This window comes from Halostella sp. PRR32 (genome assembly GCF_034808085.1).
Lineage (GTDB): Archaea > Halobacteriota > Halobacteria > Halobacteriales > Natronoarchaeaceae > Halostella > Halostella pelagica.
The window spans coordinates 1-277 of sequence record NZ_JAXHGL010000088.1; the positions used below are offsets into that span (position 1 = coordinate 1).

The window sequence follows — 277 nt, forward strand, 5'->3', positions numbered from 1 at the left end:
GCGAGCGCGGCGGCCCAGTCCCACAGCTGCTGGCCGAGCGCGGGCGTCACGCCGAACTTGTCGTTCAGCCGGATCTCGGCGATGCGGTGGATCTGCCGCAGGCACTCGGCCCGCTCGACGTCCGGGTGGGCGCGCAAGCGGCGCTCGAAGGTCGCGATGATCTCGGCGCGCGCAGCGAGGATGAGGCCTTTCTGACCTGCACCTATGCCACGCCGGCCCACACCGCCGTGGCCACGCAGCTGATGGCCTGGATGCGCGAGGGCGGCTTCGACGAGGT

General features: G+C 71.8%; 1 protein-coding gene. It reads right to left on the bottom strand.

Translation table 11 applies throughout. The annotated features are described in order from the left end of the window. On the bottom strand, positions 1-221 hold a 221-nt coding region (locus tag SM753_RS21490; RefSeq protein ID WP_369335389.1), incomplete at its 3' end, for a 2-oxo-4-hydroxy-4-carboxy-5-ureidoimidazoline decarboxylase. Positions 222-277 lie beyond the last annotated feature (56 nt).